28 protein-coding genes and 1 rRNA gene are annotated in these 25,175 nt (G+C 37.7%); 17 read left to right on the top strand and 12 right to left on the bottom strand.

The window, feature by feature from the left end; genetic code table 11:
* Positions 1–10: 10 nt before the first annotated feature.
* From rrf to mscL, 7 genes are all read left to right on the top strand, one after another.
* Positions 11–126: ribosomal RNA gene (gene rrf, locus DPV97_RS05655) — 5S ribosomal RNA — on the top strand.
* 123 nt (positions 127–249) lie between these two features.
* Positions 250–759 carry a peptide deformylase gene (def, locus tag DPV97_RS05650; RefSeq protein WP_070712555.1) on the top strand — a complete coding sequence of 170 codons (510 nt, stop codon included), beginning with the start codon at positions 250–252 and terminating at the stop codon, positions 757–759.
* A gap of 59 nt (positions 760–818) precedes the next feature.
* Entirely contained in the window at positions 819–1,775 is a 957-nt protein-coding gene (fmt, locus tag DPV97_RS05645; RefSeq protein ID WP_070712553.1) for a methionyl-tRNA formyltransferase, read from the top strand.
* Positions 1,775–3,112: a 16S rRNA (cytosine(967)-C(5))-methyltransferase RsmB gene (rsmB, locus tag DPV97_RS05640; protein WP_070712551.1), complete on the top strand. Its 1,338-nt coding sequence runs from the start codon at positions 1,775–1,777 to the stop codon at positions 3,110–3,112. Before fmt ends, rsmB begins: the two co-directional genes overlap by 1 nt.
* On the top strand, positions 3,113–3,928 hold the full coding sequence (locus tag DPV97_RS05635; RefSeq protein WP_070712549.1) for a glycosyltransferase family A protein: 816 nt from the start codon (positions 3,113–3,115) through the stop codon (positions 3,926–3,928).
* The gene (gene trkA, locus DPV97_RS05630) at positions 3,925–5,301 is read left to right on the top strand and encodes a Trk system potassium transporter TrkA (protein ID WP_070712547.1); all 1,377 of its coding nucleotides are present in this window, start codon (positions 3,925–3,927) and stop codon (positions 5,299–5,301) included. The genes DPV97_RS05635 and trkA overlap by 4 nt, the downstream gene beginning before the upstream one ends.
* Positions 5,302–5,379: 78 nt before the next feature.
* Positions 5,380–5,763 carry a large-conductance mechanosensitive channel protein MscL gene (mscL, locus tag DPV97_RS05625; protein WP_070712545.1) on the top strand — a complete coding sequence of 128 codons (384 nt, stop codon included), beginning with the start codon at positions 5,380–5,382 and terminating at the stop codon, positions 5,761–5,763.
* 62 nt (positions 5,764–5,825) lie between these two features.
* Here mscL and ispF read toward each other — a convergent pair whose 3' ends face one another.
* Genes ispF through ftsB form a run of 3 tightly spaced genes read right to left on the bottom strand, consistent with a single transcriptional unit; the run spans position 5,826 to position 7,260 of the window.
* Entirely contained in the window at positions 5,826–6,302 is a 477-nt protein-coding gene (gene ispF / locus DPV97_RS05620) for a 2-C-methyl-D-erythritol 2,4-cyclodiphosphate synthase (RefSeq protein ID WP_070712543.1), read from the bottom strand.
* Positions 6,299–6,982, bottom strand: coding sequence for a 2-C-methyl-D-erythritol 4-phosphate cytidylyltransferase (gene ispD, locus DPV97_RS05615; RefSeq protein WP_070712541.1), 684 nt, complete (start codon positions 6,980–6,982; stop codon positions 6,299–6,301). Before ispD ends, ispF begins: the two co-directional genes overlap by 4 nt.
* Positions 6,982–7,260 (bottom strand): cell division protein FtsB, encoded by a 279-nt coding sequence (gene ftsB, locus DPV97_RS05610; protein WP_005695064.1) that lies wholly within the window; start codon positions 7,258–7,260, stop codon positions 6,982–6,984. The genes ispD and ftsB overlap by 1 nt, the downstream gene beginning before the upstream one ends.
* Before the next feature lie 250 nt (positions 7,261–7,510).
* On the opposite strand from ftsB, the gene DPV97_RS05605 reads away from it, so the two are divergent.
* A complete protein-coding gene (locus DPV97_RS05605) occupies positions 7,511–8,329 on the top strand; it encodes a 5'-nucleotidase, lipoprotein e(P4) family (protein WP_049363939.1) in 819 nt (272 codons plus the stop codon).
* A 67-nt stretch (positions 8,330–8,396) separates the two neighbouring features.
* On the opposite strand, the gene fabR is transcribed toward DPV97_RS05605, so the two are convergent.
* Both fabR and oxyR read right to left on the bottom strand, forming a co-directional pair.
* On the bottom strand, positions 8,397–9,020 hold the full coding sequence (fabR, locus tag DPV97_RS05600; protein WP_014064558.1) for an HTH-type transcriptional repressor FabR: 624 nt from the start codon (positions 9,018–9,020) through the stop codon (positions 8,397–8,399).
* A 25-nt stretch (positions 9,021–9,045) separates the two neighbouring features.
* Positions 9,046–9,951, bottom strand: coding sequence for a DNA-binding transcriptional regulator OxyR (gene oxyR / locus DPV97_RS05595; RefSeq protein ID WP_049363941.1), 906 nt, complete (start codon positions 9,949–9,951; stop codon positions 9,046–9,048).
* A 131-nt stretch (positions 9,952–10,082) separates the two neighbouring features.
* Between oxyR and pgdx the strand changes: the two genes are divergently transcribed.
* Together pgdx and DPV97_RS05585 are read left to right on the top strand one after the other, a co-directional pair.
* Positions 10,083–10,808: a hybrid peroxiredoxin PGdx gene (gene pgdx, locus DPV97_RS05590; RefSeq protein WP_049363942.1), complete on the top strand. Its 726-nt coding sequence runs from the start codon at positions 10,083–10,085 to the stop codon at positions 10,806–10,808.
* 366 nt (positions 10,809–11,174) lie between these two features.
* Positions 11,175–13,235, top strand: coding sequence for a LacI family DNA-binding transcriptional regulator (locus tag DPV97_RS05585; protein ID WP_070712539.1), 2,061 nt, complete (start codon positions 11,175–11,177; stop codon positions 13,233–13,235).
* A 2-nt stretch (positions 13,236–13,237) separates the two neighbouring features.
* On the opposite strand, the gene galT is transcribed toward DPV97_RS05585, so the two are convergent.
* The 5 genes from galT to DPV97_RS05560 all read right to left on the bottom strand — a co-directional run bounded on the left by galT (position 13,238) and on the right by DPV97_RS05560 (position 17,765).
* Entirely contained in the window at positions 13,238–14,287 is a 1,050-nt protein-coding gene (gene galT, locus DPV97_RS05580) for a galactose-1-phosphate uridylyltransferase (protein WP_070712537.1), read from the bottom strand.
* Positions 14,288–14,331: 44 nt separating this feature from the next.
* On the bottom strand, positions 14,332–15,051 hold the full coding sequence (locus DPV97_RS05575) for an MgtC/SapB family protein (protein WP_070712536.1): 720 nt from the start codon (positions 15,049–15,051) through the stop codon (positions 14,332–14,334).
* A gap of 42 nt (positions 15,052–15,093) precedes the next feature.
* Positions 15,094–16,296, bottom strand: a complete 1,203-nt coding sequence (locus DPV97_RS05570; protein ID WP_070712534.1) for an MFS transporter — start codon at positions 16,294–16,296, stop codon at positions 15,094–15,096.
* 16 nt (positions 16,297–16,312) lie between these two features.
* On the bottom strand, positions 16,313–17,134 hold the full coding sequence (locus DPV97_RS05565) for an MBL fold metallo-hydrolase (protein ID WP_005695075.1): 822 nt from the start codon (positions 17,132–17,134) through the stop codon (positions 16,313–16,315).
* Positions 17,135–17,447: 313 nt separating this feature from the next.
* Positions 17,448–17,765, bottom strand: coding sequence for a DUF5389 domain-containing protein (locus DPV97_RS05560; RefSeq protein WP_111382918.1), 318 nt, complete (start codon positions 17,763–17,765; stop codon positions 17,448–17,450).
* Positions 17,766–17,814: 49 nt separating this feature from the next.
* Between DPV97_RS05560 and DPV97_RS05555 the strand changes: the two genes are divergently transcribed.
* A complete protein-coding gene (locus DPV97_RS05555; RefSeq protein ID WP_070712531.1) occupies positions 17,815–18,441 on the top strand; it encodes a rhomboid family intramembrane serine protease in 627 nt (208 codons plus the stop codon).
* 21 nt (positions 18,442–18,462) lie between these two features.
* Positions 18,463–19,218, top strand: coding sequence for a DeoR/GlpR family transcriptional regulator (locus DPV97_RS05550; RefSeq protein ID WP_049363946.1), 756 nt, complete (start codon positions 18,463–18,465; stop codon positions 19,216–19,218).
* A gap of 427 nt (positions 19,219–19,645) precedes the next feature.
* Here DPV97_RS05550 and trmL read toward each other — a convergent pair whose 3' ends face one another.
* Together trmL and rsmD are read right to left on the bottom strand one after the other, a co-directional pair.
* The gene (gene trmL / locus DPV97_RS05545) at positions 19,646–20,122 is read right to left on the bottom strand and encodes a tRNA (uridine(34)/cytosine(34)/5-carboxymethylaminomethyluridine(34)-2'-O)-methyltransferase TrmL (protein WP_070712529.1); all 477 of its coding nucleotides are present in this window, start codon (positions 20,120–20,122) and stop codon (positions 19,646–19,648) included.
* A gap of 9 nt (positions 20,123–20,131) precedes the next feature.
* Positions 20,132–20,716, bottom strand: a complete 585-nt coding sequence (rsmD, locus tag DPV97_RS05540) for a 16S rRNA (guanine(966)-N(2))-methyltransferase RsmD (RefSeq protein WP_070712528.1) — start codon at positions 20,714–20,716, stop codon at positions 20,132–20,134.
* Between the two features lie 98 nt (positions 20,717–20,814).
* Here rsmD and ftsY point away from each other — a divergent pair, with 98 nt between their 5' ends.
* The 5 genes from ftsY to rplC all read left to right on the top strand — a co-directional run bounded on the left by ftsY (position 20,815) and on the right by rplC (position 25,170).
* Positions 20,815–22,272: a signal recognition particle-docking protein FtsY gene (gene ftsY, locus DPV97_RS05535; RefSeq protein WP_070712526.1), complete on the top strand. Its 1,458-nt coding sequence runs from the start codon at positions 20,815–20,817 to the stop codon at positions 22,270–22,272.
* A gap of 14 nt (positions 22,273–22,286) precedes the next feature.
* Positions 22,287–22,943 (top strand): cell division ATP-binding protein FtsE, encoded by a 657-nt coding sequence (gene ftsE / locus DPV97_RS05530; protein ID WP_014064568.1) that lies wholly within the window; start codon positions 22,287–22,289, stop codon positions 22,941–22,943.
* A 9-nt stretch (positions 22,944–22,952) separates the two neighbouring features.
* Positions 22,953–23,885, top strand: coding sequence for a permease-like cell division protein FtsX (ftsX, locus tag DPV97_RS05525; protein ID WP_070712524.1), 933 nt, complete (start codon positions 22,953–22,955; stop codon positions 23,883–23,885).
* Between the two features lie 330 nt (positions 23,886–24,215).
* On the top strand, positions 24,216–24,527 hold the full coding sequence (gene rpsJ / locus DPV97_RS05520) for a 30S ribosomal protein S10 (protein WP_001181005.1): 312 nt from the start codon (positions 24,216–24,218) through the stop codon (positions 24,525–24,527).
* Positions 24,528–24,543: 16 nt separating this feature from the next.
* Positions 24,544–25,170, top strand: coding sequence for a 50S ribosomal protein L3 (rplC, locus tag DPV97_RS05515; RefSeq protein ID WP_005632753.1), 627 nt, complete (start codon positions 24,544–24,546; stop codon positions 25,168–25,170).
* Positions 25,171–25,175: the final 5 nt, after the last annotated feature.

Genomic DNA, 25,175 nt, shown 5'->3' with positions numbered 1-25,175 from the left:
AAGGAATAATCCTGGCGGCGATAGAGCGGTGGTCCCACCTGACCCCATACCGAACTCAGAAGTGAAACGCCGATGCGCCGATGGTAGTGTGGGGCTTCCCCATGTGAGAGTAGGACACCGCCAGGTATTGAATGTAGAACCCCGAGCTGAAGAGCTTGGGGTTTTTGTTTATGGAGTTTTCAATATTTTAGCAAAGCGTTGATTCTATGATACAATCACCGCCGTAATTTTAATAAAACAAGAGAAAATATGACCGCACTTAATGTATTAATTTATCCAGATGATCACCTTAAGGTTGTTTGTGAGCCAGTTGCAGAAGTCAATGATGACATTCGAAAAATTGTAGATGATATGTTTGATACGATGTACCAAGAAGAAGGCATTGGTCTTGCAGCTCCACAGGTAGATATCTTACAACGTATTATTACGATTGATATTGAAGGTGACAAACAAAATCAATTAGTGTTGATCAATCCAGAAATTTTGGCCTCAGAAGGTGAAACAGGCATAGAAGAAGGTTGTTTATCTATTCCTGGATTCCGTGCTTTAGTGCCTCGTAAAGAAAAAGTCACGGTAAAAGCGTTAGATCGTCATGGAAAAGAATTTACGCTTGATGCAGATGGTTTATTAGCAATCTGTATTCAACATGAGATTGATCATTTGAACGGTATTTTATTTGTGGATTATCTTTCACCATTGAAACGTCAACGTATCAAAGAAAAATTAGTGAAATATAAAAAACAAATTGCAAAACAATAATCAAAAGTGCGGTATAAAATGACCGCACTTTTCCTATCAACGCCATAACGTAGAACATTATGAAACCATTGAATATCATCTTTGCCGGTACACCGGACTTCGCAGCACAACATCTTGCTGCACTCTTAAATTCACATCACAATATTATTGCTGTTTATACGCAGCCAGATAAACCGGCTGGCCGCGGTAAAAAATTGCAGGCGAGTCCTGTAAAGCAATTAGCAGAACAGCATCAAATTTCTGTTTATCAACCAAAATCCTTACGTAAAGAAGAAGCACAAGCAGAGCTTAAAGCGTTAAATGCCGATGTGATGGTTGTTGTCGCTTATGGTTTGATTTTACCTCAAGCAGTGTTAGATATGCCTCGTTTAGGTTGTTTAAATGTGCATGGCTCCCTCTTACCACGTTGGCGTGGCGCTGCACCGATTCAGCGTGCGATTTGGGCAGGTGATCAACAGACCGGTGTGACAATTATGCAGATGGATGCCGGCTTAGATACTGGTGATATGTTACATAAAGTGTATTGCGATATTGATGCTCAAGAAACTTCTACTTCGCTTTATCATAAATTAGCTGAAATTGCGCCGTCGGCATTGATTAGTGTTTTGGATCATTTGGAAGAAGGGAAGTTCATTGCGGAAAAACAAGATGATAGCCAAAGTAACTATGCAGAGAAACTTTCTAAAGAAGAGGCTAAATTAGATTGGTCGCTATCGGCAGCCCAGCTTGAACGCAATATTCGCGCGTTTAATCCTTGGCCGATTAGTTTCCTGCAATTAACCGATGAGCAAGGTAATGAACAAACCTTAAAAGTTTATGCTGCTGCCGTGTTGCTTCATGTAGATAAACCAGCTGGGACGATTTTAAGTGTCGATAAAAAAGGTATTCGAATTGCCACGAAAGAAGGCGTTTTAAATTTATTGCAACTTCAGCCCGCAGGCAAGAAACCTATGTCGGTGCAAGACTTCCTCAATGGTCGAGCAGATTGGTTCCAGGTTGGTAAGGTGCTCAGATAATGGCATTTCAACGCAAAAAAACGGGAAAATCGACCGCACTTTCGGTACGCGCTATTGCTGCTCAAGTGATTTTGCAGGTTTTAGATCAAGGTAAGTCCTTATCAACGTTGCTTCCTGACGTGCAATCGCAGGTAAAACCACAGGATTTGCCTTTATTACAGGAAATCACCTTTGGTATTTGTCGCGTATTACCTCGTTTAGAAAATATTATAAAAAAACTATTAGATAAGCCATTGAAGGGTAAAACCCGCATCGTGCACTGCTTGCTATTGGTGGGATTGTATCAATTACTTTATATGCGCGTGCCCGCTCATGCGGCGGTAGATGAAGTAGTTAATGCCACAAAATCATTAAAATCAGATAGTTTCCGAGGTTTGGTTAACGGTGTATTGCGTTGTTTCTTACGGGAACAAGAAGATATTCTTGCTGTAGTAGATAAACATTGGCAAACGCTTCATCCTGAATGGTTTGTGAATAAACTCAAAAAAGCTTATCCGAATTGGTGTGAAATTATTGAGGCGAATAACCAAAAGCCACCAATGTGGTTGCGAGTTAACCAACAACAAAATAATACGAAAACTTACCGCACTTTATTGGAAGAGCAAGAGATAGTCTCATTTGAATGTGATAATCCACATGCTTTACGTTTAGCGCAACCATTTTCTGTCTCGAAACTGCCGAATTTTGAACAAGGTGCAGTGACAGTCCAGGATCTCAATGCCCAATGGTCCGCCTTATTGCTTGAGCCTCAAAATGATGAATTAATTTTAGATGCTTGCGCGGCGCCAGGTGGGAAGACTACACATATTTTAGAGATGGCACCACAAGCGAAGGTAATAGCACTTGATGTGGAGGCTCATCGCTTAAAACGCGTCGAAGAAAATCTTACCCGTTTGAATCAGCAAGCGACAGTTGTTTGCGGTGATGCAACCGAGCCAGAAAAGTGGCTTTCAGAAATAGGTTTAAGTGGTGTATCCTTTGATCGTATTTTATTAGATGCACCTTGCTCGGCAACAGGTGTGATTCGTCGTCATCCGGATATTAAATGGTTACGTCAAGAAACGGATATTGCTCAATTGGTTGCCTTGCAAGGACAAATTCTAAAAGCGCTTTGGGCAAAATTGAAACCTAATGGTATTTTGCTTTACGCGACTTGCTCGGTGCTTCCTGATGAGAACAGTCAGCAAATACAGCGTTTTTTAGTTGAAACACCCGATGCAGAATTAATGCCATTGCCGTTTGAACAAACGGAAAATACGATTGGAATCCAATTCTTACCACAAGAGAATGTTGGGGATGGTTTCTATTATGCAAAATTGAGAAAACGGTCAGCTTAAATGAATTTGCCTTTAATTGATGTTGTCATTCCTTGCTATAACGCTGAACAAACGCTTATTCGAGCAGTGGAATCTGTGTTACTACAAGGTAATCTTGGCCGTCTTTGGCTGATTGATGATACGTCGACAGATAATACATTTGCATTAGCCTTACAGTTTGCCGCGCAATATCCTGACATAATTTCTGTCGAGCAAATGCCGAAAAATAGTGGTGTCGCGATGGCTCGAAATTGGGGGGCGATGCTCTCTGCTAAAAGTGCGGTTGATTTTGTCGCATTTTTAGATGCGGATGATGCATACGAACCTGGAGCATTAGAAGTGGCTTCGGCAACATTTCATTTTCAGCCAGATACATCGGTGGTGAGATTAGCATTAAAACCGATAAATTTAGCCCAACGTTATGCAGAACACCCTAATTTTGATCAGGCATGGCAATATATGCGCATGACCTGCGGGGGAAATATCGTTTTCAATAAAGCTTTTTTCTTAGCGTGCGGCGGATTTCCAACACATCAATTATTCCGAGAGCTCGGCGGTGAAGATGGCGCTTTAGGCATTGCGACGACTAAAACAGCAAAAGTAGCCACATTATTTGAAGATGTAGGCGTGTTGCATTTTTGTCGTGAAGGGATGCATGCAGAACGTTTACTTGATGGTCTGTTATTTGGTAAACAAGATCCTTCGATTACTACAGAAAAAATGGCAGAAGCAGAACAAGTAACGGCGACCATTTGTCGCCGCATTGAAATATTAAAGTGCGGTCTAAATTCAGCTGAAATTGGTATCCGACCTTTGGTTGTGGAGAGAACAGAATGAAAATAATCATCTTAGGTGCAGGGCAAGTAGGCACAACACTTGCAGCAAATTTAGTGAGTGAAGATAACGATATCACGCTAGTCGATAATGAATCCCAACATTTGCAGAATTTGCAAGATAAGCATGATTTACGTGTGGTTAAAGGTTCGCCTTCTTCACCCAAGATTTTACGAGATGCTGGGGCAGCTGATGCTGACTTGATGGTTGCCGTAACGGCTTCTGATGAAACCAATATGATCGCTTGCCAGTTGGGATATACCCTTTTCAATACCCCAACACGTATTGCACGTATTCGTAATGCGGAATATTTGCGTGAGAAAGATAAATTATTTAATGATGAGAACGTACCAATCGATCATCTGATTTCACCAGAAAATTTAGTTACAGATGAGATTACTCGTTTAATTGCTTATCCAGGTGCGCTGCAAGTGGCGCATTTTGCCAATAATCGAATTAGCATTGTGATTGTAAAAGCATATTACGGCGGTCCGTTAGTGGGCTATGCGTTATCTGCTTTTAAAGAGCATATGCCACATATTGATTACCGTATCATTTCAATTTTACGTAATGATAAATTAATTCGCCCGCAAGGTTCGACCATTATTGAGGCGGGAGACGAAATTACCTTCATTTGTGCGACAGAGCACATTAAAGCAGTGATGAGTGAGTTGCAACGCCTTGAGAAAACCTACAAGCGTATCATGATTGCCGGCAGTGGGAATATTGCCTCTGGTGTTGCAAAACAGTTAGAAGATAAGTATCAAGTGAAACTTATTGAGCGAGACGGTGAAAAAGCAAAAGTCTTGGCTGAGAAACTCTCTAAAACCCTTGTTTTCTATGGTGATGCTTCTGACCAGAATTTACTTTTTGAAGAGCATATTGAGAACGTCGATGTCTTTTTATCATTAAGTGCGGACGATGAAGCCAATATTATGTCGGCGTTACTGGCAAAACGTTTAGGGGCGAAAAAAGCGATGGTACTGATTCAACGCATGGCATATATCAATTTGATTCAAGGGGGAACCATTGATATTGCGGTTTCTCCACAACAAGCGACAATTTCGGCTTTATTGGGGCATGTGCGTAAAGGAGATATCAAAAACGTGGCCTCTTTGCGTCATGGTACTGCGGAAGCCATTGAACTTGTGGTACATGGCGATTCGACAACATCTAATGTGGTTGGAAGACAGATTGGTGATATTAAACTTCCAGTTGGTGCAATGATTGCGGCAATTTTACGTAAAAATGAAGTAATCATTGCTCGTCGTCAGGTGGCCATTGAAGAAGGTGATAGTGTCATTATTTATATCAATGATAAGAAATCTGTGTCAGAAATAGAAAAATTATTCCAACCAAGTGCATTTTTTATTTAAATAACAGTTTACTTTTTAATCTGAAAATCTATAATACGCACTCTTTTAATTTTTTAAACCAAGACAAAAGGAAATTTTATGAGCTTTCTTAAAGAATTCCGCGAATTCGCAGTGCGCGGCAACGTAGTAGACATGGCAGTTGGTGTGATCATCGGTGGTGCTTTTGGTAAAATCGTAAGTTCACTTGTCGGTGACGTAGTAATGCCTGTATTAGGTATTTTAACTGGTGGCGTAGATTTCAAAGATTTAAAAATCACGTTAGCAGAAGCAGTAGGTGAAACTCCAGCAGTAACATTAAACTACGGCGCATTTGTTCAAAACGTCTTTGATTTCGTCATCATTGCATTCTCAATCTTCATGATGATCAAAGGTATCAACAAAGTGAAAAAACCAGTAGAAAAAGTAAAAGGTCCTTCACAAGAAGAATTACTTACTGAAATTCGCGATTTATTAAAAAAATAATAAGAATTTAATCTAAATAAAGAAAGGTTGGTATTTTACCAACCTTTTCTTTTACCTAAAATTTAAGCTTTGAGTAACAATGCAACGGCTTCGCAAGCAATACCTTCACTTCGACCCGTAAAACCAAGTTTTTCTGTTGTGGTTGCTTTAACATTCACTTGCTCAATATCACAATGTAAATCTTCCGCAATCTTCGCTCGCATTGCATCGATATGAGGACGCATTTTAGGGGCTTGTGCAATAATGGTCACATCCACATTACTTACTTTATAGCCTTTTTCTTGTACTTGGCGGAATGCTTCTCGTAATAAAACACGGCTATCTGCATTTTTATATTGCATATCGGTATCAGGGAAGAGTTTACCTATATCACCTAATGCTGCCGCACCTAATAAAGCATCTGTTAAAGCATGTAAGGCGACATCTCCATCAGAATGGGCAATAAATCCAGTATGGTAAGGCACTTCAACGCCACCAATAATTAAAGGGCGATCTTCACCAAAGGCATGAACATCAAACCCATGTCCAATTCGTATCATAGAGTTTTCCTTGTTAAATAAAATTCGGCTAAAGCTAAATCTTCTGGACGTGTCACTTTAATATTATCACTTCGTCCCGCGACTAAGTGCGGTCGAAATCCGGCAAGTTCCATCGCAGAGGCTTCATCTGTAATATTAGCACCTTGAGAGAGCCCCTGTTCAAGTGCATTTCTTAATAGATCGCAACGGAAAAATTGAGGCGTCTGAGCAAGCCAGAGTTCAGTGCGATCTTCTGTTTTAATAATATTTTGTTGTTTATTCGCGCGTTTAATCGTATCGACCGCTGGAATAGCTAAAATAGCACCTTGCTCATCATCGATTTGGAGCAATTTATCTAAATCTTGATGGGTTAAACAAGGTCTGGCTGCATCATGCACCAACACCCAAGCATGGTCATTTTTTATCGCGTTGAGTCCATTTAGAACTGACTCAGCTCGTGTTTCTCCCCCTTCAACTAGGGTGATATTTTGATGAGGGAATAAGGTAATTTCAGAAAGATAGGGATCATTTTTTCCCACCGCAAGGATAACGTGATTGATTGCAGGGTGGGATAGAATGACAGAGAGTGTATGTTCCAGAATCGTCTTGTCTAGGATTTTCAGATATTGCTTAGGTTTATTTGCCTGCATACGGCTTCCAACGCCTGCAGCAGGAATAACGGCAATAATTTCGCGGCTCATTATTTATGCTCTTTGACGATGTGATAGAACACTTCGTTTGGTTTGACCATATCATGGCTCATGCGTGCACGTTCTTCAATAGATTCAAAGCCTTTTGTTAATCCTTGAATTTCGGCGGAAATCATTTGATTTCTTTGTGAGAGCTTTTCATTTTCAGCTTTATTCTCTTTGATTTGAGCTGCGACATCTTTGTAATCAAAATAGCCGTTTTTACCAAACCAAAGATCGTACTGAAATAGCACGAGAATACCCACTAAAATTCCAATGAAAAGACGCATAAATTACCTATTATTTCTGAAAACCGGGGATAGTTTACCGTGAAATACAGCGAAATGCGATGAAAAAGTGCGGTTAAAAATAAGATGATTTTTGAAATGATTTCATCGGGCTTGTTAGATTACTTCAGAATGAAAAATGTGATCTATCTCACAAATTAGTTATAAAGTTTGATAAAGCCGTAGCCACTGCCCGAATAGGCTTGTTATACTTTTGCTTGTCATTATGACTTTTTAACAGAAGGAACAATCAATGAAAACAACATTAAAACTTACTGCTATTGCAGCGATGTCAGCATTTATTTTAACGGGTTGTGCAACTCAAGATAAGAGTGCAGAAGCGGATGCTCAGCTTCAACAACAAGCGGTATTAGGTCTTAACTGGATGCAACAATCAGGTGAATACCAAGCCCTTTCTTACCAAGCATACAATGCGGCAAAAGTGGCATTTGATCACGCTAAAGTGAAAAAAGGTAAGAAAAAAGCTGTTGTGGTGGACTTAGATGAAACCATGTTAGATAACAGCCCTTATGCAGGTTGGCAAGTGCAAAACAATAAACCATTTGATGGCAAAGACTGGACTCGTTGGGTAGAAGCTCGTCAATCAGGTGTTGTACCAGGAGCAGTAGAATTCAATAACTATGTAAATACCCACGGTGGTAAAATGTTCTATGTCTCTAATCGTAAAGAAAGCAATGAAAAAGCAGGTACTATTGATGATATGAAACGTTTAGGTTTTAATGGTGTTGAAGATTCAGCGTTTTACTTGAAAAAAGATAAATCACCAAAAGCAGCGCGTTTTGAAGAAATTGAAAAACAAGGTTATGAAATCGTCGTTTATGTGGGTGATAACCTAGATGACTTCGGTGATGCGATCTATGGTAAACAAAATGCAGAACGTCGTGATTTCGTTGCACAAAACAAAGCGAAATTTGGTAAAACATTCATCGTTTTACCTAACCCGAACTACGGTGGTTTTGAAGGTGGTTTAGCGAAAGATTACTTCAAAGGTGATTCAAGCAGCAAAGTGAAAGCACGTTTAGATGCGATTAAAGCTTGGGATGGTAAATAATTCCCTATTTTAGATAAAACAACACCCGCAAAGATGCGGGTGTTTTGTTTTAGTTGAAAAGTGCGGTCTATTTTCGCATCATTTTTTCTTTATGAGCGGCGAAGTCGCCACCTTTAGCGAGCATACGGAGCTGTAAGATTACACGTTCTTTTAGCAAATCTTGTTCGGCCTTCGTCATATCTAAGGCATTGGAGCCAGCTGTGAATACGATGGTTACCATGCCTTCTGCCTGTACATAAGAGACATATTGAGAATAGTGATTTTTCTTTGCAATGTATTCAGCTAATTCATCCACAAAGTGTTTGATTTCGCGGGCCGCTGCGGTACGGAAGGCTTGAGAAGTCCCCGAACTTTCACGTAAGAGCAAACGGAACACGTTAGTGCTGTGAGTGATAAATTCAAAAAAGGTTTCAACAGAAACACGGATGACACTGCCACCAGCATCAATGCGTTTACGCGCTTGACGCATTAATTGACGGAGAGTTAAACCTGCTTCATCTACCATTTCTAATCCGAGCTCATCCATATCGCTAAAGTGGCGATAGAAAGAAGTTGGTGCAATGCCTGCTTCTCGCGCAACTTCACGTAAGCTTAAATTAGAAAAGCTTTTTTCTGCACTCAACTGATTGAATGCAGCGTCAATTAAGGCCCGACGGGTTTTTTCTTTTTGAATTGCTCGAACACCAGCCATTTGGTTTTCCTCAGCTTATGATAAATTATTTTTTATTCGCTAAAATCGATTTAACTTGTTCACTGACCGCACTTGCAACGCGTTCATAGCGATTACGTAATGGTGAACCAGGGCGGTAAACGAGAGCAATAGTACGAGACGGTTCTGGCGAATGACAAGGAATATATTTTATACCTGTACGCGTGCCTTCATTTAATACCGCAAGTTCTGGCATAAAGGTGATACCCGCATTGGCTGCTACCATATTACGCAACGTTTCAAGGCTAGTTGCTTGGAAGTGAGAGTCTTCTTTGGCACCCGCTGTAAAACAATAATCGAGTGTTTGATTACGTAAGCAGTGCCCGTCATCTAGCATGAGCATTTCTTGCCCTTTTAAGGTATTCATGGCAATTTTACTTTCTGACGCCCAAGGATGTTGGTCGGATACAGCGAGTAACATTTTTTCATCAAAAATAGGCACTTCGATAAACGCTTCAGTTTCGGGTACGCGAGCCACAATCGCACAATCTAGGCGACCTGTTTCTAATTGTTCTAATAGTTGGTGAGTTTGGGCTTCGTAAAGAAATATTTCTAAATCTGGGAAAGTTTCTTTCAATGTTGGTACAATATAAGGAAGTAGGTAAGGGCCAACAGTTGGGATTAATCCAATGTGTAATGGGCCTGTCATTTCTTTACCTTGATTACTAGCCATTTCTTTGAGTAATTTTACTTCGCGCAATACAGTGCGAGCTTGATCGACAAGTAACATACCTGATTGCGTGAAGAGTACTTTACGGCTAGTACGTTCAAGTAAAATAATGCCTAATTCATCTTCTAGTTTGCGAATTTGGCCACTTAAAGTGGGTTGGCTAACATTGCAAGAATCCGCCGCACGACGGAAATGTTTAAACTCGGAAAGAGCTACTAAGTATTCTAAATCACGAATATTCATAGGGTTCTCACTTTATAGAATATGTCAATTAAAAGGATAGAATTAATTGATTATGACTATATCACAAAACTTTCTATAATGCCTATCAAGTTTTTAGGGCTAATTAATTTAACTCACAGAGGAGACACATTATGTCTAATATGGAAGGAAAAAAAGTTCCACAAGTTACATTCCGTACTCGTCAAGGCGATCAATGGGTTGATGTGACCACATCTGAATTATTTGATAACAAAACAGTTGTTGTTTTCTCATTACCAGGCGCATTCACGCCAACTTGTTCATCTTCTCACTTGCCACGTTATAACGAGCTTGCACCAGTTTTCAAACAACATGGCGTAGATGATATTTTAGTTGTGTCTGTAAACGATACGTTTGTTATGAATGCTTGGAAAGATGCAGAAGAAGCACACAATGTAAAATTCATTCCAGATGGTAACGGTACTTTCACTGAAGGTATGGGCATGTTAGTTGGAAAAGATGATTTAGGTTTTGGTAAACGTTCTTGGCGTTATTCTATGCTCGTGAAAAATGGTGTAGTTGAAAAAATGTTTATTGAACCAAATGAACCCGGCGATCCGTTTAAAGTATCTGATGCAGATACAATGCTGAAATACATTGCACCAAATTATCAAGTGCAGCAATCAATCGCAATTTTCACTAAACCTGGTTGCCCGTACTGTGCGAAAGCAAAACAACTTTTACACGATAAAGGTTTAAGCTTTGAAGAGATCGTATTAGGTCATGATGCAACAATCGTGAGTGTACGTGCAGTTTCTGGTCGTTCAACTGTGCCTCAAGTATTCATTGGTGGTAAACACATCGGCGGTAGCGACGATTTAGAAAAATACTTTGCATAATTGATTGCTAGGTAGGAAATTTTTTATATTTTTGATTATTAGGAACATAATGTAAAAGGGAGCGAAAGCTCCCTTTTTTGTTTTTTATCATAAGGATATGAGTTTTATATGATATTGGTAGAAGGAAATTATCATAGAATCTTTAAAAGTGCAGCTATATTGAGCGATATTTTTTATTTGGTTGTATAACTATATAGTTGAGCAAACGGCATGCCAAAATCATATTTATTAGGTGTTTAGCAGAAAGGGTTAGCCTTTGACTAGAATACTACTTAGATTTCATTCATATCCAAATTCTGAAAGCGTTGATGATTTTTATGACTTGATCCCCTACAATACAAGTTAAATAATCAGGAGTAGAGAATTATGGCGACGATAAAAGATATAGCGAAAGAAGCTGGTGTGTCGTTAGGTACTGTTTCCAATGTGCTAAACAAAAAGCATAACGTCAGTTTGGAAAAAATTAATTTGGTAAACGATGCAATAAAAAAACTGGGTTATCAGAAAAATATTCAAGCTAGTTTTTTAAAGTCTGGCGGAAGTAATCAGATTGCAGTTATATTTCCTTCTATCTCATCACCTGAATATTATTTACTTTATGAATCTTTAGAAGGGTATTTTTCTCAGAAGGGTTATCAATTAAATCTTTATTTAACTGATAATAATCCAAGTAAAGAGCGTTTGTTTCTCGAGAAAATTTCAGGTGAGAATACTACATTTGTGATTGTTGTATCTTGTTTACCTGATGCAAATGAATATAAGCAATATTTTGATATTGAATTAGTTAAAATTATCTTTCTTTATAGAGAGATAAAAAATGCCAAATATTATCTTGGGCTTGATTATGAATCTATTCTAACTAATGTTGTTAAGGAAGCTAAAGGAAATGGAGATAAGCGAATTGGTATTGTTTCAAATCAAAAGTATAAAATAAAAGAAGCTGTTGAATTAGTTTATTGTTTTTTAAAACATCCATTTGAAGTTGTGAAATTTATTGAGGATGAGCATCTTTCTTCAATTGTTACGCTAAATATTTTGCATGCTGAAGAGATTTATAATGCATTTTACTTTTGTAATCAATCCCCTCCAAAAATTTATACGATTAATCATCAATTTAGTCATGATGAGAGGTTCATTTCCTATTATATTAGTTATGATTTTATTGTTAGGAACATTATTCATATTATAGAAGGTGAATGTCTTGAGTTATTTTATCAAGATAAGGGGTTTTTATTTAAAAAATCAGATATATTGCATAGTTCATTGCGTATTTTAGCAATATCGAGCCCTTCTATTGAGGCGTTAAAGAAAATACTCCCACATTTTAAACGGCAAACAGGTATTCAAGTACAGATTGATACAGTACCTTTTGTCAGTATTTCCGAAGTTTTGACGAATCCAAAACAAGCTAAACAATATGATATTGTGCGTCTTGATATGGAGCGTTTACCGCTATTGGCCAGTTATCTTCAACCATTTAATTTTATTCAGCAAGAAGAACTAGCTTCTCACTATTCTAATAATTTGATTAAACGATTTTGTTTGGTTAATGACCAGCTCTATGCAATTCCATTTGATCCGAGTATTCAGGTTCTATTTTATCATAAAGCCATTTTTGACGATATGATTACGCAGCGGCTTTTTTATGAACAATATAAGACTGATTTAATGCCTCCAAGAACATTCGAGGAGTTTAATCGTATTGCACGTTTTTTTGACCATAATCTTATGCTTAAGTCACCTATTCGTTATGGAACAGCATTAATTGATAATCCTGAGATTCTAGCACTTGAATTTTTAGTTCGTTATTACTCGTTAGCAAACAAGCCAATTCTTGCACAGGATGTATCGGCATTTAGTAGAGAAATTGCATTTTGTGTCTTAGAAAATTTAGCAGAGTTAAAAGATAATGCGGTATTGTTACACGGCAGTTGGTGGGATAAAGCAGTAGAATGTTTTGAGAAAAAAGAAACAGCAATGTTAATGATTTATTCCAATCATTATTCTCATTTATCTCACAATATGCCGAGTTCAATTGGTTGTGCACCAGTGCCTGGAAATATGCCTCTTATTGGTGGAGGAAGTTTAGCAATAGTGAAAGGATGTGAAAAATACGAAGAAGTGCGGTTGTTTTTTGAATGGTTTTTAAATGATGAAATACATGAACGTTATGTTCGTCTTGGTGGTGTTTCGGCAAGGAAAAATGTATTAATGAATCAAGCATTGATTAGACAGTCTCCTTGGATTTCTCTAATTGAGAAAATAAATTTTAATGGTGTTCGTGAAAATGTGGATGCAAAAGGTCATGCTATTGATTTGGTGAAAATTGAAAAGCAAATCGGATTAATCCTTTTTGCTTTTCTTAATAATCAATTTAATACAGATGTTGCAGTTGAAAAAATAGCGAATATTTTTCGTAATATCTAGCTTTATAGATATTCTTTATAATGTTTAGTATCGCTTACAGAATTCAAGCGTTCAGCAGCTTGTTCAGGCGTTAGATCACGTTGATTTTCCGCCAGCATTTCGTAGCCTACCATAAACTTACGAATGGTTGCTGAACGTAAAAGTGGGGGATAGAAGTGAGCGTGTAACTGCCAATGAGAATTATCCTTACTATTAAATGGGGCGAAGTGGAAGCCCATAGAATAAGAAAAACTTATCTTGAATAAATTATCGTAACGAGTTGTGAGTTTTTTTAATACAAGAGCTAAATCTTCACGTTCTGTCTGGTTTAATTCTTCAATCGATTTAAATTGTTTCGATTTTGGAAGTAATAAGGTTTCAAAGGGCCAGGTTGCCCAATAAGGGACTACGGCTACCCAATCCTCAGTTTCAGCTACGATGCGTTCACTTTTTTCTAATTCACGTTTTACATAATCAAGTAATAATTGTGTTCCATATTTTTGATAGTATTCTGCTTGGTATTTATCTTCAATTATTATTTCATTTGGTAAGAAATTACTTGCCCAAATTTGACCATGAGGGTGTGGATTTGAACATCCCATTATTGTACCTTTATTCTCAAAAATTTGAACCCATTGATAACGTTGTTTTAGTTCATAAACCTGTTCTTGCCATACTCGGATAATCAGTTCGATTTCAGGTATGGTAAGTTGTGGCAGTGTTTTACTGTGATCAGGTGAAAAGCAAATCACTCTACTTTCACCTTGCGTAGCCGAAATTTTGAATAGAGGGTCATCATTTTTTTCATAGGAGGGGGTATCACTAAGTAAGGCAGAAAAGTCATTTTTGAACACAAAAGGTTCGCTATATATTGGGTTCAATTCGCCAGTGATACGTTTATTACCAGGACATAGATAGCATTCAGGATCATAGCTTGGTTTATTATCATCAATGACTTCTTCCTGTTGCCCTTGCCATGGTCGTTTGGCACGATGGGGTGAGACTAAAACCCATTGATTTTTTAAAGGATTAAATCGACGGTGTGGATGTTCAGTTAAAATAAATGTACTCATAATATATTCTCTTTTATAAATAATTAATCTGAATAGTTTTTGAATTAAGCATAATTCATTTCAATATCACGAATATCATGGAGATTTTTAAGATATTGATAAATTTCTAAATAAGAATTTCTATCAGTAAGGTTTGCTGAGATTGATAATATAGTACAATTTTGCGATTGCTCTTTAATGTTAATGCTATCAATATCACATTGGTGATTTTCTAGGTCATTAATTACGCGTTCTATATTATTGTTTAATACTTTTAAAATAATGGTTGCTCGATTATTCGTCTGCTTTTTAGGTACAATAAGTTTTAAATAATGGCTGTATTTTAATGTGAGTAAAATTACTAAAGCTACTGCAATGGCATCACCATAGAATCCTGCACCAATGGTTATGCCAATGCCTGCGGAGCTCCAAATCATTGCCGCAGTAGTAATACCTGAAACAACATCATCGCTTTTGTGTAATATAACACCTGAGCCAATGAAACCAATACCACTAATCACTTGAGCAGCAAGCCGCATTGGGTCTGTACGGATATTGTTAGAAAGAGAGGCGTAATATTCGGCCGAATGAATGGATACAGTAGTTAGAATGCAAGTGGTAACTGCAATAATAATACAAGTTTTAATTCCCACTGGTTTTCGCTTACTTTCTCGCTCAAATCCAATCATTCCTCCTAATAATGCAGCAAATAATAATTTTATCCAGGCAGATAGATGATAAATATCGGATAAATTTTGTTGTAAAAAGTCTAAAGAAAGCCACATAACTTTTCCTAAAAGGGTGCAAAGTTGCACCCTATCATTTTATTATTTTTTAAATTCTTCTGTATCTTTAAAGAAGATCCAGAATAAAATTCCAACAATTAAGGCGACAACGGCAGGGTATAACCAGAATTCAGACCATTGTGGGGCTGCAAGTGGCATGCTTTTTTCGGTGACAACATGATTATTAATTGCCCCGATAACAGAGGATGCCATAAATACACCAAATCCATTAGAGACTATAAAACGTAACCCCTGTGCTTGGGCTTTAATGCTTTCATGGGCTTTAGAATTCACATATACATCGCCTGCAGTAAAGAAGAAGTCCCAGCAAACTCCTTGTAATAATAAGCCAATAAGAATATATGTGAAATAATCATCAGAAGTAGCAGCATGAGAGAAAATAAACATTCGGATAACCCATCCAATAATACCTAGCATGATTACTACTTTAAAACCAAATTTTTTCAGCATGCTGACTAGTAAGACCATAAATAGAACTTCTGCACCTACAGCAATTTGCATCATATTAGCTGAGTTCATATCCAAAACTTTTAAATAGACTGGAATATAGGCACTATAAGCTGTTTTGGTAATCATGAGAACAAATGTTGCCAACATAAAGATTGTAAAATAGCGATCTTTAAAGAGAGACAGAGCATCTAAGCAGAAAATAGTACGAAGATCTAATTTTGAACCTTTAGCTGTTGGTGGTGTGTTTGGTAATGTAAGGCAATATAGTCCGCAAATAATTGCTGAAATTGCAGCTACTTTAAAGACAATCACATTATCAAAAATCTTGTAATAACCCATAATGAGGCCAATTACAATAAAACCGATATTGCCGAATACTCGGATATATGGGAACAGTTTTTGTTCTGAAATATGGTGAAAGGCAATGCTATTGGAGAGTGCTGTGGTTGGATAGTATAGCAAACCAACAATGAAAATAATGAATAAAAATGCTGTGACATTACCTTCTAAAATATAAGTAGGTAGTAGCAACATAACTAAGCCATTTAAGATGTGTAAAATTGAAATTACTTTTTGTGAAGCAAAGAAGCGATCGGCAATCATACCAATAAATAATGGCGAAATAATTGTTGCGAGTCCCAGTAAAGAATAAGTTGTTCCAATACTTTCTTTCATATTGTAGGTAGCAAGTACAGCTCCGATAGTCATATTCCAAGCACCTTGCACAAAATATTGCATAAACATCATCACGAAAAGACGGGGAATTTTAAACATGATCCGTTCTCCTAATTTAAATATTTTTAATTAATCCATCATAGGCGACTTCAATTTGGTGAGGTTTAAAAATTTCTACCAAACTTTGATAATCAAACCCGCAACTATGAGAATGATGAGATGTTAGAATTTGTGTTTGTTGTGATAAATTATTGTTCTCCTTGAATTTTTGTTTCATATTGATTACGGTTTCAATACTCATATGATTATTGGTTTTGTCATTTTGACGATAGCCATATGTACACTCTAATACGATTAAATCGATTTTTTTATTTTCTAACCAGTTCCATGTTAAATCTCCATAATAGCCAGAGTCATGTCCGTATAGCAGTGTTTTGCCATTTTTCTCAATAAAATAGATATAGCACATTTCCCATTTTTCATGATTAGCGATAAGTGGAGTAATTTTTGCACCGCTGCTAGTAGTAATGGTGACAAATGGAATAAGAATAGAAAGATTAAAACGATCTGGAGTCAGATCAACAATGCCATTTAAACAGCCGTTAATTGCTTTATCGCTACCGTATATGTACATAGGATGTTCAACATTGAATGCAAAATTTCTTACACGATTATGTAGTTCTCCTACATTAAAATGATCAGGATGAGTATGAGTGATGAGTAAATCTTTAATTTTTGTTACATCAATATGATTTACATTGGCTTGATGAAAAAATTCAGGAGAAATATCGATTTGAATTTCATCATCAATAATTGCAGAAGAACGAGTTCTTACATCACGTCCTCCTGTTTTCCTAACTTGTTCGCATAACTCACATTTACAATAAGGGTTTGGAATGCCTTCTGAGGCACCGGTACCAAGAAAGTGTAGTTTCATTGCAGGTCTCCTATTTTGAAACGTATTAATATTTCAGGTTAATTATTGATCTTTTTATTGAAACGTTTCAAACTAAGAATGTTTGTTTTGTGATAGCTGTCACAAAATATTTTTATCTTCTGTTAGTGTAATAAAATGTGATTGGTTTAATTTATACTAAAAGATGATTTATTGATGATATCTGGAAGGGGTTATGGCGGTTAAGTGTAGTTAAAATCTACAGGGTTTTTAAGTTATATTTTTGATTATTAGGAACATAATTTAAAAGGGAGCGAAAGCTCCCTTTTTTGTTGTCTATTGTCTTGTTATGTTCTTAAGCGTTAAAACCAATGTAGCAAACTGAGATTAAAACGACATAAAAAATGATCGCACTTAACAGTAATAATTTTACGGCGAGTTTTGGTTTATGTTGATGCAATTTATAAAGTAAACGCGCAATTAAGACTAAAACAAAGGGATAAACCCAAAAGATAATCGAGAAAAGATCGATCTGAAAGTCGCTCAGTGTAGGGTTTTTCACAAAAGCAGTGGAAAGCAGAGAGGCCATAGGCCACAGTAAAATGGGTAAACAAAATGCCGCAAGTCCCCAAGCGAAGCCACTAAATCCTGTCGGCATAGTTTGTTTTTTCATAATGAACCTTATATGATGAACAAAATTAAATGAAAAAGGAATATAGCAAATGCAGCCTTTATTTGGTAGCGAAACTGATGGGATTCAAGAGAGAAAATTGGTGAAACGTCTATTAAGAAAGAAAAAAATTACGTTTATTTTGACCGCACTTTGTGCGTTGATTTATCTCTTGCAGAATATCGGATTTGAAGAGCCAATTATGGATTTATTCCATTATCCGGCTTATTCTTGGGAAGATCAGGAAGTATGGCGCTATTTCACTCATGCTATTGTTCATTTGTCGGTACCGCATATTTTATTTAACCTTTCGTGGTTTTGGTTATTTGGTGGCGCGATTGAACGCCGATTTGGTTCTCTCCATTTTTTATTATTAGTTTTAGTCTCAGCTGCAGTGAGTGGCGCTGTACAGAATTATTTTACCGGTCCCGCCTTTTTCGGGCTATCTGGTGTGGTTTATGCCGTGTTAGGTTATGTGTTGGTGGTGGACAAATTGCACCCGCATAGTTTTGACTTACCAGAAGGCTTTTTTACAATGTTACTGGTAGGGCTTGTATTTGGCTTTATTAGTCCGCTTTTTGGTATTAATATAGGGAACGCTGCTCACATTTCAGGCTTTATCTTAGGATTGGTTTGGGGATTTCTGCAGAGTAAAATTAGAGCTAAATCGTTTAGCTAATTCAAATTTATAGGCATTTATATGAAGCAATCATTACGCCATCAGAAAATAATTGAGCTTGTAAAGCTAAAAGGATATGCCAGCACAGAAGAGCTGGTTATCGAACTGGAAGTCAGCCCACAGACTATTCGACGTGATCTGAATATCCTTGCGGAACAAGATTTAATTCGTCGCCATCATGGAGGTGCAGCTCCTTCTTCTACCGCAGAAAATTCTGATTATATTGAACGTAAACAATTTTTCCCTTCCCAAAAAAGTGCTATTGCCCGTGAGGTAGTAAAACGTATTCCAAATGGTGCCTCCTTATTTATTGATATTGGAACCACGCCTGAAGCGGTAGCAAGTGCCTTGTTAAATCATGAACGTTTGCGCATTGTGACGAATAATCTCAATGCGGCTCATTTATTACGTCAAAATGAAACCTTTGATATTACGATGGCGGGTGGTTCCTTGCGTAAGGATGGTGGAATCATTGGTGAGGCAACGGTTAATTTTATTTCGCAATTCCGTTTAGATTTTGGGATTCTGGGTATTAGTGCGATTGACCTTGATGGTTCATTATTGGACTATGATTATCATGAAGTCCAAGTGAAACGTGCCATTATAGAAAGCTCACGCCAAACGTTATTAGCGACTGATCATTCAAAATTTTCTCGACAAGCCATTGTGCGATTAGGGGAACTCAAAGACGTGGATTATCTTTTCACTGATGATGTGCCAAAACAAATTGCGGATTATTTAGAAAATAGCAACACCAAGTTGGTGATTTGCAAATGATAGAAATGGGAAGTGCGGCCAAAATTGACCGCACTTTTTGGTAAGCATCCATGCCTAGCCACTGCTGTTTCGACCAATTCAAAATTAACTTCATTCACCCAACCTCCTTATTGATGTGAGATGAAACTAATTTTGCTGCAATATTTAGTTATTAAATTTAAGGGATAAAAACGGAAGGCAAATCATTTGATTGCCAATTCTTTATTTAGGACAACGGGGAAGGTTTGCTTGAAGAGTCAAGAAAGACTAGAGCTTGATAGATCAAGTGGGTACATCGAGATCCCTCTCTAAATGTAATTCATTTATACTGCTGTTTTGGTAAAAAGGGAATCTTAAAATTATAAATATGTGATCGAGATCACAAATTAAATGCAAAAAGAAAGCTGCTTATTTTTGTTTGGAAAATAAGCAGTCATTTTATTGGTTTTTATCGATTTAAATTTACCGCGCCTTCGTAACCAAGTTGCCGCCAAGCTTCATAAACTGCAACAGCTACTGAGTTAGATAAGTTCATGCTGCGGCTATTTGCTGTCATTGGGATACGAATTTTTTGTTCCATTGGCATACTATCTAAAATAGACATCGGAATACCACGTGTTTCTGGACCAAACATTAAATAATCCCCTAATTCAAATTGCACTTCGCTATGTGCTGGTCCGCCTTTTGTTGTAAGTGCCAAAAGACGTTTCGGTTTTTCACTTTCTAAAAAGGCTTCAAAAGTTTTATGCTTTTTGATTTCGGCAAATTCATGATAATCCAGACCCGAGCGACGTAATTTTTTATCATCCCAGGTAAAGCCAAGTGGCTCGATTAAATGGAGGCGAAAGCCAGTATTCGCACAAAGACGAATAATATTTCCCGTATTTTGTGGAATTTCAGGTTCGTATAACACAATATCTAACATAATAATTTCCTAATCTTTTTGATACAGGCGGTAGCTCACCATGCCTGCAGTTTTTTCTTTTAGTAATTGCCAATTGTCAGGCACGCTAAGTGGTTTGTCTTTTTCTGTTTCAACATAAATCAACGCATGAGGTAACAGCCAATTCTTTTCCTCTAAAAGGGCTATCACTTGTTCTGCTAAACCAAAATGGAAAGGCGGATCTAAAAATACCACATCAAAGTGCGGTTGATTTTGCGCTTGTTTTAGAAATTCTAAGCTATTTTGATTGATTACCTGAGCTTGTTCGCTCGTTGTTTTTAGGGTTTGCAAATTTTTCTTTAATTGATTCGCGACGGTTTTATCTAACTCTAAAAACGTTATCTGTTTCGCTTGACGAGAAAGAGCCTCAAAGCCAAGTGAGCCACTGCCCGCAAAGCAATCAAGACAATGGCTATTTACAATATAAGGCATCAACCAGTTGAATAAGGTTTCTTTTACGCGATCGCCTGTTGGACGCAAACCTTCCGCATTTAAAACCGGTAATTTTCGCCCTCGCCAAAGACCTGCGATGATTCGAACTTCGCCTTTGGCATTTTGAACTTGCATTTTTTTCATAAAGAAACAGATTTTTAGTGAAAATTGTGCTTAGTTTAGACGATTTTTTGCTAGAATAGGCAGTATTTTTTACAGATTTGTGTTTAAGAGAAGAATTTATGTCAGAAGAAAAGAAAAAAGGTGGATTTTGGGCCTCCCTTTTTGGTCGCAATAAAAAGCAAGAAGAACAAAAAATTGAGCCAATTATTGAAGAGCCATCTGTAGAACCTGCCGATGTTTCACCTGAGGAAGAAATTGTTCACGCTGAAGAGAACGTTCAATTAGAACAAGTTGAACAGGAAGAATTACAGGAATTAGCTGAACAACTGCAAGAAGATAAAGCAGAAGAGGTCGTTGTTGAGCATCTTGAACCTATCGTAGAACAAGTGATTTCACTTGAAAGTGCGGTCAATATTGAACCTGTTTTAGATACACCGGTGATTGAAACAATTGACGAAGAAACGGTAAAAACAGAAGAAATTTCAACCGCACTTCCTACAGCAGAGCCAGCAGAAAGCATTATTGAACAAGATAATGTCATTGAAGATCTTCCTGTGGTTGAAGCGGAGATTGAGCCTGAAATTGTTGACGATGTTAAAGACGAATTACGTTCAGATATCAATACCGAAACGCAAGAAAAACCAAGTGAAGGCGGCTTTTTCAGTCGTTTAGTCAAAGGCTTACTCAAAACCAAACAAAATATTGGTGCCGGTTTCCGATCTTTCTTTTTAGGCAAAAAAATTGATGATGATTTATTTGATGAGTTGGAAGAGCAACTTTTGATTGCCGATATTGGTGTGCCAACAACTAATAAGATCATTAAAAATTTAACGGAGCACGCAAGTCGTAAACAATTGCAAGATGCGGAATTGCTTTATCAACAACTTAAAGTTGAAATGGCGGAGATCTTAAAACCTGTCGCGCAGCCGCTAGTTATTGATACGACTAAAAAACCGTACGTTATTTTAATGGTTGGCGTAAACGGTGTAGGTAAAACAACCACAATTGGTAAGTTAGCTCGTAAATTCCAAAATGAAGGTAAATCAGTTATGTTAGCTGCAGGGGATACTTTCCGTGCCGCAGCAGTAGAACAACTTCAAGTATGGGGTGAGCGTAACAATATTCCGGTGGTGGCACAAAGTACGGGTTCAGATTCTGCATCGGTGATTTTTGATGCGATGCAATCTGCTGCAGCACGTAATATTGATATTTTAATTGCGGATACAGCAGGACGTTTACAAAATAAGAATAATCTCATGGATGAATTGAAGAAAATTGTTCGCGTCATGAGAAAATACGATGAAACCGCACCGCACGAAATTATGCTTACTCTTGATGCGGGTACAGGACAAAATGCAATTAGCCAAGCTAAACTCTTTGATGAAGCAGTTGGACTAACCGGTATCTCATTAACCAAGTTAGACGGTACAGCAAAAGGTGGGGTAATTTTCGCCATTGCAGATCAGTTTAATTTACCAATTCGTTATATTGGTGTGGGTGAAAAGATTGAAGATTTACGCGAATTTAATGCAGAAGAATTTATTGAAGCATTGTTTGTTCACGAAAATGAAGAATAAAAAGGAATAATAAAGTGATTCGATTTTCAAATGTCTCTAAAGCTTATCACGGTGCGACTCAGCCGGCCTTGCAGGGTTTGAATTTTCATCTTCCTGTCGGAAGTATGACTTATCTTGTTGGGCATTCTGGCGCGGGTAAAAGTACCTTGCTTAAATTAATCATGGGAATGGAAAAGGCGAATGCCGGTAATATTTGGTTTAATGGCCATGATATTACTCGCTTGTCGAAATATGAAATCCCATTTTTACGTCGCCAAATTGGTATGGTTCACCAAGATTACCGTCTATTAACGGATCGTAGCGTAGCAGAAAATGTGGCGTTGCCATTGATTATTGCGGGAATGAACCCGAAAGAAGCACATACGCGAGCATTGGTTGCATTAGATCGTGTGGGCTTACGTAGTAAGGCCAATTATATGCCGCCACAAATCTCAGGTGGTGAGCAACAACGCGTAGATATCGCGCGTGCAATCGTACATAAACCGCAACTTTTATTAGCGGATGAGCCGACAGGCAATCTTGATGATGAACTTTCCTTAGGGATTTTTAATCTTTTTGAAGAGTTCAATCGTTTAGGCATGACTGTATTGATTGCGACACACGATATCAATTTAATTCAAAAAAAACCAAAACCATGTCTTGTACTTGAACAAGGCTATTTACGCTATTAAGGATAAAAAATGACAAGACGTATTGATGCTTCTTTTGGCGTGCAAACTGCTTATACTTTGCGTTCTGTTTGGGGCGATTTGGTAAAACGTAAATTTGGTACATTGCTAACAATTTTAGTTATTGCCGTGTCTCTAACGATTCCAACGGTGAGCTATTTGTTATGGAAAAATTTACACTTAGCGACAACTCAATTTTATCCGGAAAGTGAGCTCACAATCTATTTACATAAAAATTTAAGTGAAGAAGATGCTAACTTAGTGGTAGAAAAAATTCGTCAGCAAGAAGGTGTTGAATCGTTAAATTATGTTTCTCGCCAAGACAGTTTGAAAGAATTTAAAAGTTGGTCTGGTTTTGGTGAAGAGTTAGAAATTTTAGATGACAACCCATTGCCGGCGGTGGTGATGGTGAAACCGTCTAAAGCGTTTAATGAATCAGAAAAACGAGCTGAGTTACGCGCAAATTTAAATAAAATTAAAGGCGTGCAAGAAGTTCGACTAGATAATGATTGGATGGAAAAATTGACCGCACTTTCGTGGCTATTTGCGCATGTGGCAATTTTCTGCACGGTTTTGATGACTATTGCGGTATTCCTTGTTATCGGAAATAGTATTCGCTCAGATGTCTATAGCAGCCGAGCAAGCATTGATGTGATGAAACTATTGGGTGCTACAGATCAATTCATTCTTCGTCCTTATCTTTATACAGGCATGATTTATGCGGTGTTGGGCGGATTGGTTGCAGCACTCTTTAGCAGTCTTATTGTCGGGTACTTTACTTCAGCGGTGAAGTATGTGACGGATATCTTTGCGGTTACATTTGAGCTCAATGGATTAGGCGTAGGCGAGCTGATCTTCTTATTAGTAAGCTGCTTGATTATGGGCTATGTTGGCGCTTGGATTGCAGCAACAAGACATATTGCAATGTTAGATAACAAACTATAGATTCCATTTATATTAAAGTGCGGTCATTTTTTGTCGTGTTTTCAGCTGAAAAACATTCGGGAAAATGACCGCACTTTTTGTATGTGGAAATTAATTGAACAAAAAGCTTGCATAATTAGGTGTTTTTGTGTAATATCCACGGGCTTTCAGATATTGAAAGCCGTTTAATGTAATCATTTATTAAACGAGTATTACGATATGTAATACTAACAATGTTTCCGATTTGGAGACTATATAACAGGTAACTTACACCTCCTTTTCTATTTTGAAGTTAGAATTGTGATTGGTGTTGGTTTTTTATTAGCTAAATTTTATTGGAGCTCTGGTCTAATGCAGAACCAAAGAATCCGTATCCGCTTAAAAGCTTTCGATCACCGTTTGATCGATCAATCTACTGCGGAGATCGTAGAAACAGCTAAACGTACTGGTGCACAAGTTCGTGGTCCAATCCCTTTACCAACTCGTAAAGAGCGTTTCACCGTGTTGATTTCTCCACACGTGAACAAAGACGCGCGTGATCAATACGAAATTCGTACACACAAACGTTTAGTAGATATCGTAGAGCCAACAGAAAAAACTGTTGATGCATTAATGCGTTTAGATTTGGCTGCCGGCGTGGACGTGCAGATCAGCCTAGGTTAATTAAGAGGTTATTACAATGATTGGTTTAGTCGGTCGTAAAGTTGGTATGACCCGTATCTTCAATGAAGACGGTGTTTCAGTACCAGTTACCGTTATCGAAATCGAAGCCAACCGCGTAACTCAAGTTAAAACTCTTGAAAACGATGGCTATACTGCAGTTCAAGTTACTACTGGTTCTAAAAAAGCGAATCGTGTAACTAAACCTGAAGCAGGTCATTTCGTGAAAGCAGGTGTTGAAGCTGGTCGCGGTTTATGGGAATTTCGTACTGAAGGTGAAGAATTCACTTTAGGTCAAGAAATCAATGTTGACATCTTTGCAGATGTTAAAAAAGTAGATGTTACTGGTACTTCTAAAGGTAAAGGTTTCCAAGGTGGTGTTAAACGTTGGAACTTCCGTACTCAAGATGCTACACACGGTAACTCTTTATCACATCGTGTACTTGGTTCTATTGGTCAAAACCAAACTCCAGGTCGTGTGTTTAAAGGTAAAAAAATGGCAGGACATTTAGGTGCTGAGCGTGTAACCGTTCAATCACTTGAAGTTGTTCGTGTAGATGCTGAGCGTAAATTGCTATTAGTAAAAGGTTCTGTACCTGGTGCTATCAATGGCGATGTTATCGTTAAGCCGGCAGTTAAAGCATAAGTCTA

The organism is Haemophilus parainfluenzae (genome assembly GCF_003253005.1).
In the GTDB taxonomy this organism is placed as follows: domain Bacteria; phylum Pseudomonadota; class Gammaproteobacteria; order Enterobacterales; family Pasteurellaceae; genus Haemophilus_D; species Haemophilus_D parainfluenzae_M.
This window is presented reverse-complemented; position numbering and strand designations above follow the sequence as displayed.